Here is an 8,595-nt window from a genome sequence, read left to right as displayed (position 1 = left end):
TTTGCCTGGCGGCACTAGCGCGGCGGTCCCACCTGACCCCATGCCGAACTCAGAAGTGAAACGCCGTAGCGCCGATGGTAGTGTGGGGTCTCCCCATGCGAGAGTAGGGAACTGCCAGGCATCAAATCAAGCGAAAGGCCATCCTCACGGATGGCCTTTTTGCGTTGTGTTTCAAAAATGAATATGAAGGCGATCTCAGCCTTTCATCCATGCCAGAATAAAGTCTGCAATTGCCTCAACATCATTCAAATCCAGCGTAGGGATGTTCACGTTTAACGCAATATCGCTGGCAACAGCAACCACATGCTCATCAAGCGTCAGTTCATCAACATCGTGACCGGCAGTACTACGGAAAAGAACGATTTTTGCTGTGGGCTCATACTTAAAACCCTCTACCAGAATAATATCAAGCTTACTGCTGTCCATACGGCTGGCGAGATACGCCAGATCCAGCGCCGGTTCTTCTGGTGTCTCGGTCATGAGCGCCCAGCGTTGCTGGCTGGCAACCAGCGTTTGCGCTGCGCCCGCCTTTCGCAGTTCATAGCTGTCTTTACCGGGTTTATCGACATCCATATTGTGGTGCGTGTGTTTGATGATCCCCGGACGTACTCCTCTGGCACACAAGATGGGGATCAGCGCTTTCAGTAGCGTCGTTTTACCGCTCCCGCTCCAGGCGGCAATCGCCAGTAAAGGTATCATTGATGTTCCTGCCTGCGGGCCAGATCTTCTGGCGTGTTGACGTTAATAAAAGCAGATTTTATGTCGCTGCAATCTACCGCTTTTCCCCCGGCCTGACGCAAAGCCACCATCACGCGCCGTTCGCCGGATGCCAGATAGTCTGTCAGGAAAGGGACAAGTTGCCGGTGCATCAGCGCAATAGCCGGATGATCGCGCTCGCCATCGAATACCCATACGGCAGGCGCACTGTTAAGACCGGCCCGCAGCCGCGTTGCCAGATCCTCAGGAATGGTTGGCGTATCACAAGGGCAAAACAGAAACCACTCGCTGTTCACCTGCTGCATGACGGCAAGCATTCCCGCCAGCGGGCCAGGAAAATCAGGCAATGAATCCTGAATGACCGGATAACCGCTTGCCTGATAAACCGCCAGATTCCTGTTAGCGCTGATGACCACAGTATCTACCTGCCCGGCCAGTTTACCGGCAACATGCTGCCATAACGGCTGGCCGTTAAGCTCCAGTAATCCCTTATCTTTGCCGCCCATGCGCGTGGCTTTACCGCCCGCCAGCACAACGCCGGTGATAGCCTCAGACTGATTCACCAATATCGCCTCTTTTATTGTGGGTTTGACCCTGCTAACGTGTCTTTAATCAAAAGTAAGGAGCACTGAGCATGAAATGTAAACGCCTGAACGAAGTCATTGAACTCCTCCAGCCAGCCTGGCAAAAAGAGCCGGAACTTAACCTGATGCAATTTTTGCAGAAACTTGCGCAGGAGTCAGGTTTTGAAGGCGAACTTGCTGACCTTTCTGACGATATTCTGATCTACCAACTTAAAATGCGCGATTCTGCGAAAGATGCGGTGATCCCGGGGATCCAGAAAGATTACGAAGAGGATTTCAAAACCGCCCTGCTGCGCGCGCGTGGCGTAATTAAAGAGTAAAAGCTTGTAAGCGGCGCCACCGAAATCGCCACAAAATGATATTCTGAGTCATTCGCCGTAATTTCCGGAACTTGGGATGACCGAAAACGCTTTTACTTTCCAGACGCTACACCCGGATACCATCATGGATGCGCTGTTCGCGCAGGGGATCCGGGTTGATTCTGGTCTCACCCCGCTTAACAGCTATGAAAACCGTGTCTATCAGTTCCAGGATGAAGATCGTCGCCGCTTTGTGGTGAAATTCTACCGTCCTCAGCGCTGGTCTGCGGATCAAATCCGCGAAGAGCACCAGTTTGCAGAGGCACTGCTGAGCGATGAGGTTCCTGTTGCTGCCCCCATTTCGTTTAACGGTCAGACACTGCTCACCCATCAGGGTTTTTATTATGCTGTCTTTCCCAGCCTCGGTGGTCGGCAGTTTGAGTCCGACAGCCTCGATCAAATGGAATGGGTTGGCCGCTATCTGGGCCGACTGCACCAGACCGGGCGCAAAACGTGTTTTGCCTTCCGCCCGGAAATCGGCGTTAATGAATACCTGCTTGAACCTCGTGCCGTTTTTGAAAACGCCGCGTTGATCCCCTCCGGGCTTAAAGACGCTTTCCTGCGCGCTACTGATACGCTGATCGACGAAGTCATGGGGCAATGGCATAACCGCTTTACCCAGCTGCGTCTGCACGGAGACTGTCATGCCGGCAATATTCTGTGGCGTGATGGCCCGCTGTTTGTTGATTTAGATGACGCGCGCAACGGCCCGGCAATACAGGATCTGTGGATGCTGCTTAACGGCGATAAAGCCGAACAGCGCATGCAGCTGGAAATGATCATTGAAGCCTATGAAGAGTTCAGTGAGTTCAATACTGACGAACTGGCACTTATTGAGCCATTACGCGCCATGCGGCAGGTCTATTACCTGGCGTGGCTCATCAGACGTTGGGGAGACCCCGCGTTCCCCAGAAACTTCCCGTGGCTGACAGGGGAAGATTACTGGCATCAGCAAACCATGACTTTTATTGAGCAGGTTAAGGTTCTTCGTGAGCCGCCTCTGCAATTAACCCCCATGTATTAACGTGAAACATCCAGGAGAGCATTAACATGAAGAAGATTTGGCTGGCGCTGGCAGGAATGATACTGGCATTCAGCGCTTCCGCTGCGCAGTTCACCGATGGCAAGCAATATACGACCCTTGATAAACCCGTAGCCGGAGAGCCTCAGGTTCTGGAGTTTTTCTCGTTCTATTGCCCGCACTGCTACGATTTTGAACGCGTGTGGCACATCTCTGATGCCGTGAAGAAAACGCTGCCGGAAGGCACCAAAATGACCAAATATCATGTGGAATTCCTCGGCCCGCTGGGCAAGGATTTAACACAGGCATGGGCTGTCGCGATGGCGCTGGGCGTGGAAGATAAAATCACAGCCCCTATGTTCGAAGCGGTACAGAAAACCCAGACTGTGCAGAACGTTGCTGATATTCGTAAAGTGTTTGTCGATGCAGGCGTGAAAGGCGAAGATTACGATGCTGCGTTAAACAGCTTCGTGGTGAAATCGCTGGTTGCACAGCAGGAGAAAGCCGCCGCCGATCTGCAACTGCAGGGCGTACCGGCCATGTTCGTTAACGGTAAATATCAACTCAATCCGCAGGGTATGGATACCAGCAATATGGACGTTTTTGTCCAGCAATATGCTGATACCGTTAAGCACCTCGTTTCGCTGAAGTAAGTTTTAACAGCGCCGGTCATCGATCGGCGTTGTCCTTTTCCTGCTAACGCCGCGTTTTACGATCATTCCCTCCTTTTACAACCCATTGGCCCGATCTGCGCTCAGAGCAAATGCTTATATCCACATGGAGTAAATTGTCATCGATCCGCAATAACGATCTTATTAATGCTTACATTTTATTGAATATAAAAGATATTTTTAAAAGAACGAATGTTTGAAAAGCACAATTATCCAGAGCGCAAGAAATAATTCACAAACTTATCCACAGAATAACGTTGCGAGCGATCCCGTGGATCCACAAATCTTTTACTGCAAATTCGGCGAAAAACTGAAGTTTGCGCCGGTCTGTGGCATCCTTTAACCATAATTTAATAAACAGGCACGGACATCATGGTTCAGATCCCAGAAAACCCACTTATCCTTGTTGACGGCTCGTCTTACCTTTATCGCGCTTACCATGCATTTCCGCCGCTGACTAACAGCGCCGGTGAACCAACCGGTGCGATGTACGGTGTGCTGAATATGCTCAGAAGCCTGATCCTTCAGTACCAGCCGACGCATGCTGCTGTGGTGTTTGATGCCAAGGGCAAGACCTTCCGCGACGAGTTGTTTGAACATTACAAATCTCACCGACCGCCGATGCCGGACGATCTGCGTGCGCAAATCGAACCGCTGCATGCGATGGTAAAAGCAATGGGCCTGCCGTTAATGGCGGTGTCTGGTGTTGAAGCCGATGACGTCATCGGCACCCTGGCGCGTGAAGCCGAAAAAATGGGCCGCCCGGTGCTGATCAGCACCGGTGATAAAGACATGGCGCAGCTGGTCACGCCAGGGATCACGCTGATCAATACCATGAGCAATACTATTCTTGGTCCGGAAGAGGTGGTGAACAAATACGGCGTACCGCCGGAGCTGATTATCGACTTCCTCGCCCTGATGGGTGATTCCTCGGATAACATTCCGGGTGTGCCAGGCGTGGGTGAGAAAACCGCTCAAGCGTTGTTACAGGGCCTGGGCGGGCTGGATACGCTGTATGCCGAGTCGGATAAAATTGCCGCTCTCTCATTCCGTGGCGCAAAAACCATGGCCGCGAAACTGGAACAAAACAAAGAGGTGGCATACCTCTCTTATCAGCTGGCCACCATCAAAACGGACGTCGAGCTGGAACTTACCTGTGACAAGCTTGAAGTCCAGGCACCCGCCGTTGAAGAGCTGATGGCGATGTTCCAGAAATACGAATTCAAACGCTGGACGGCCGATCTGGAAGCCGGGAAATGGTTGCAGGTCAGAGGCGCTAAATCCCCGGCCAGACCGTTTGAAGCCGCCGTCGTTGTCGAAGAAGACGATGAGCCCGCTACCGTGCTCTCCCCGGATAATTATCTGACCATTCTCGACGAGGAGACATTAAAAGCCTGGATCCCGCGTCTGCAAAAAGCACCGGTTCTCGCCTTTGATACCGAAACCGACAGCCTGGAAAACGTCAGCGCTAATCTGGTGGGACTCTCTTTTGCAGTGGAACCCGGCGTTGCGATTTACATTCCCGTTGCCCATGACTATCTGGATGCGCCGGAGCAAATCGCCCGTGAACGCGCGCTTGAGCTGCTGACGCCGCTGCTGGAAGATGAAAAGGTGCTGAAGGTCGGGCAAAACCTGAAATTCGACCGTGGGATCCTGCAAAATTACGGTATTGAGCTGCGCGGCATCGCTTTCGATACCATGCTGGAATCATACATTCTGGACAGCGTGGTGGGGCGACATGATATGGATACCCTCGCCGATCGCTGGCTGAAGCACACCACTATCACTTTTGAGCAGATTGCCGGTAAAGGCAAAAACCAGCTGACCTTTAATCAGATCGATCTGGAGCAGGCCGGTCGCTACGCCGCTGAAGATGCTGACGTCACGCTGCAACTGCATCTGAAAATGTGGCCGAAGCTACAACAGCACGCCGGTCCACTGAATATTTTCAACAATATCGAAATGCCGCTGGTGCCAGTGCTGTCGCGCATTGAGCGCAACGGCGTAAAAATCGATCCGGCGGTACTGCACAAGCATTCCGGCGAAATCACGCTGCGTCTGGCGGAGCTTGAGAAAATTGCTCACGACATTGCTGGCGAGCCGTTTAACCTGGCCTCCACCAAGCAGCTGCAGACCATCCTGTTCGAAAAACAGGGTATTAAGCCGCTGAAGAAAACGCCGGGCGGTGCGCCGTCTACGTCTGAAGAAGTGCTGGAAGAGCTGGCGTTGGACTACCCGCTGCCGAAAATCATTCTTGAGCATCGCGGGCTGTCGAAGCTGAAATCAACCTACACCGACAAGCTGCCGCTGATGATTAACCCTAAAACCGGCCGCGTACACACCTCTTATCATCAGGCGGTGACCGCGACGGGCAGGCTGTCCTCGACCGATCCAAACCTGCAGAACATCCCGGTGCGCAACGAGGAAGGGCGGCGTATCCGTCAGGCATTTATCGCGCCGGAAGATTACCTGATTGTCTCTGCCGACTACTCGCAAATCGAGCTGCGCATTATGGCGCATCTGTCGCGCGATAAAGGCCTGTTGTCAGCCTTTGCGGAAGGGAAAGATATTCACCGCGCGACCGCGGCAGAAGTGTTCGGGGTGCCGCTGGAAAGCGTATCCAATGAACAGCGCCGCAGCGCCAAAGCCATTAACTTTGGTTTGATCTACGGGATGAGCGCCTTCGGCTTGTCCCGCCAGCTCAATATTCCGCGCCGCGAATCGCAGAAGTATATGGACCTGTATTTTGAGCGCTACCCGGGCGTGCAGGAATACATGGAACGTACCCGCGCACAGGCCAAAGAGCAGGGTTACGTGGAAACGCTGGACGGGCGTCGTCTCTATTTGCCGGACATCAAATCCAGCAATGGCGCGCGCCGTGCTGGTGCTGAACGTGCGGCGATTAACGCGCCGATGCAGGGCACTGCCGCAGACATCATCAAACGGGCGATGATTGCCGTCGATCGCTGGTTAGAAACGGAAAAACCGCGCGTGCGCATGATCATGCAGGTTCACGATGAACTGGTGTTCGAAGTGCACAAAGATGACGTCGAGGCGGTATCTAAAAAGATCCATGAGCTAATGGAAAACAGCACCACACTGGATGTGCCGTTGCTGGTGGAAGTCGGGAGCGGTGAAAACTGGGATCAGGCGCACTAAGGGTTCACTGAATAACGCGGTGTTTATGTAAGTAAGCAACATAACGCCGCACGTTTTGTGACAATCATTAGAATTCGCTATGTAAAGAATGAAAAAAAATTACAAAAAGCACTTTGTGTCCGTCTGAAAAAAGAGTAGAGTTAACGACGTAGGGTACAGAGGTAAGATGTTCTATCTTTCAGACCTTTTACTTCACGTAATCGGATTTGGCTGAATATTTTAGCCGCCCCAGTCAGTAATGACTGGGGCGTTTTTTATTGTGCAAACGGGTAAAAAAACACAGCGCAGCGGCCTGCCGCGCCTGTTCTTATTCTGCGCTATCTTCTGCGGTTGGCACGCCGTTAAACCAGATATCCAGCTTTTCACTTAGCTTATCAACGCCAATCTTTTTCAGAGAAGAGAAAGCTTCTACCTGCACATCACCGTTAAACGCCATTACAGCATCACGTACCATTTTGATCTGCGCCTTACGCGCGCCGCTCGCCAGCTTGTCTGCTTTGGTCAGCAAGACCAGCACCTGAATATCGCTCTCCACGGCCCACAGGATCATCTGCTGATCGAGATCCTTTAACGGATGGCGAATATCCATCAGGATCACCACGCCCTGCAAACACTGACGTTTTTCCAGGTATTCGCCCAGCGCGCGCTGCCATTTGATTTTCATCTCTTCCGGCACTTCGGCGTAGCCATAGCCCGGTAAGTCCACCAGGCGCTTGCCATCGGACACTTCAAAGAGGTTGATAAGCTGGGTACGGCCGGGGGTTTTGGATGTACGCGCCAGACTCTTTTGGTTAGTCAGGGTATTCAGCGCGCTAGATTTGCCTGCGTTGGAACGGCCTGCAAAGGCCACTTCAATTCCGGTATCGGCTGGCAAGTGGCGAATATCAGGCGCACTGATCACAAAATGCGTCTGATGATAATTCAATTTAGTCAAAGCGGTCGTCTCCATAAATAAAGCTTTGGGGGATTATACCTGAACGCCAGGAAAAGGCTGGTTTTCTCGCCACGGGGCACAATTAGCCCTTCATTTTGTAAGACATTAGCCACAGGCGTTATGGGACATTTAGGAATAGTTGCAGAGTGATTTTTATATAAGCAATTGAAATTTAACGTTTTGGTTGTATGGAATTTTCCGAAAGCACGGCTTACAGCGTGTTACATGCTTGTGAGTTTGCGTCAACAAGGTAAAGTAGTGTGCAAAGGCGAGGACGCCACAGGATAGCGACTTACGGATGAGGGGTCTGGAGCGCCAGGAGGCGAAGACCGGGATTTTAAGGATAATGAACGTCTGGAGACGTTTTACAGGGACAGGGATTTAATCAGGGACGGTTTACCGCTAAAGGATAGACAGGGCAGGTTGCGAGCAAACACGGATGGTTCAGCCCGTTTCGGGTGGTGGGTCAAGAAAAAAGGCGACAGATGACTCTGTCGCCTTTTTTCTTTGCTTGCTTTCTGCTAGATTCCGCCGCAATTCTATACTGAATAAAACGGCTTAAGACCAAACACTATGAATAAACCTTCGTCGGCTCCGCGTGGCAATGGCCCCGCAAAATCGCGTCGTAAAACCCGCGATGAAATCAATCAGGAATCTCGCGATCGCAAGCGCCAGAAGAAGCACAGCGGCAATGCGGCAGGCAGCCGTGCGTCAGGCAGCGACAGCGCCTCCGGCTCCCGCGGTCAGAACAAACAGAAAGATCCCCGTATTGGCAGTAAAACTCCGGTACCGTTAGGCGTCAGCCAAACCGCCGCCCCGGTAGCGCGTCAGCAAAAACCTAAAAGCGAGAAACCTATGCTTTCACCGCAGGCTGAACTGGACATGCTGGAAACGGATGAGCGCCTGGATGCGCTGCTGGAACGTCTTGAAGATGGCGATACCCTGAGCAGTGAAGATCAGGCGTGGGTGGATGCTAAGCTGGACAGAATTGATGAGCTGATGCAGCAGCTGGGTCTTTCCTACGACGATGATGAAGACGACGAAGAGGAAGACAAAAAGGAAGATATGATGCGCCTGCTCAAGGGTGGCAACTAACGGTTACTGCATGGGCTTACCTGTCCTGCTATTAACCCTTCCGGTTATATGTTAT

8 protein-coding genes and 1 rRNA gene are annotated in these 8,595 nt (G+C 52.2%); 6 read left to right on the top strand and 3 right to left on the bottom strand.

Translation table 11 applies throughout. The features are described from left to right. Positions 1 to 4: 4 nt before the first annotated feature. Positions 5 to 120 (top strand): 5S ribosomal RNA (gene rrf, locus KW828_RS14260). Between the two features lie 75 nt (positions 121 to 195). On the opposite strand, the gene mobB is transcribed toward rrf, so the two are convergent. Further along, positions 196 to 699 carry a molybdopterin-guanine dinucleotide biosynthesis protein MobB gene (gene mobB / locus KW828_RS14255; RefSeq protein ID WP_218336963.1) on the bottom strand — a complete coding sequence of 168 codons (504 nt, stop codon included), beginning with the start codon at positions 697 to 699 and terminating at the stop codon, positions 196 to 198. Further along, positions 696 to 1,280, bottom strand: a complete 585-nt coding sequence (gene mobA, locus KW828_RS14250; RefSeq protein WP_218336962.1) for a molybdenum cofactor guanylyltransferase MobA — start codon at positions 1,278 to 1,280, stop codon at positions 696 to 698. The genes mobB and mobA overlap by 4 nt, the downstream gene beginning before the upstream one ends. Before the next feature lie 71 nt (positions 1,281 to 1,351). On the opposite strand from mobA, the gene KW828_RS14245 reads away from it, so the two are divergent. The 4 genes from KW828_RS14245 to polA all read left to right on the top strand — a co-directional run bounded on the left by KW828_RS14245 (position 1,352) and on the right by polA (position 6,511). Continuing rightward, positions 1,352 to 1,621 carry a YihD family protein gene (locus tag KW828_RS14245; protein ID WP_088222218.1) on the top strand — a complete coding sequence of 90 codons (270 nt, stop codon included), beginning with the start codon at positions 1,352 to 1,354 and terminating at the stop codon, positions 1,619 to 1,621. A 76-nt stretch (positions 1,622 to 1,697) separates the two neighbouring features. Beyond that, on the top strand, positions 1,698 to 2,684 hold the full coding sequence (locus KW828_RS14240; RefSeq protein ID WP_218336961.1) for a serine/threonine protein kinase: 987 nt from the start codon (positions 1,698 to 1,700) through the stop codon (positions 2,682 to 2,684). Between the two features lie 26 nt (positions 2,685 to 2,710). Further along, the gene (dsbA, locus tag KW828_RS14235; protein WP_088222216.1) at positions 2,711 to 3,334 is read left to right on the top strand and encodes a thiol:disulfide interchange protein DsbA; all 624 of its coding nucleotides are present in this window, start codon (positions 2,711 to 2,713) and stop codon (positions 3,332 to 3,334) included. Between the two features lie 390 nt (positions 3,335 to 3,724). Continuing rightward, on the top strand, positions 3,725 to 6,511 hold the full coding sequence (gene polA / locus KW828_RS14230) for a DNA polymerase I (protein ID WP_218336960.1): 2,787 nt from the start codon (positions 3,725 to 3,727) through the stop codon (positions 6,509 to 6,511). Between the two features lie 307 nt (positions 6,512 to 6,818). Here polA and yihA read toward each other — a convergent pair whose 3' ends face one another. Continuing rightward, complete coding sequence (gene yihA / locus KW828_RS14225; RefSeq protein ID WP_218336959.1) at positions 6,819 to 7,445, bottom strand: ribosome biogenesis GTP-binding protein YihA/YsxC; 627 nt, start codon at positions 7,443 to 7,445, stop codon at positions 6,819 to 6,821. A gap of 573 nt (positions 7,446 to 8,018) precedes the next feature. Here yihA and yihI point away from each other — a divergent pair. Further along, a complete protein-coding gene (gene yihI / locus KW828_RS14220; protein ID WP_218336958.1) occupies positions 8,019 to 8,540 on the top strand; it encodes a Der GTPase-activating protein YihI in 522 nt (173 codons plus the stop codon). The last annotated feature ends 55 nt before the right edge of the window (positions 8,541 to 8,595 follow it).

It is taken from the genome of Enterobacter sp. ENT03, from assembly GCF_019218745.1.
Classification (GTDB): Bacteria; Pseudomonadota; Gammaproteobacteria; order Enterobacterales; family Enterobacteriaceae; genus Enterobacter_D.
The sequence above is the reverse complement of the archived record's forward strand: the minus strand, read 5'-3'. Positions and strand labels throughout refer to the sequence as shown.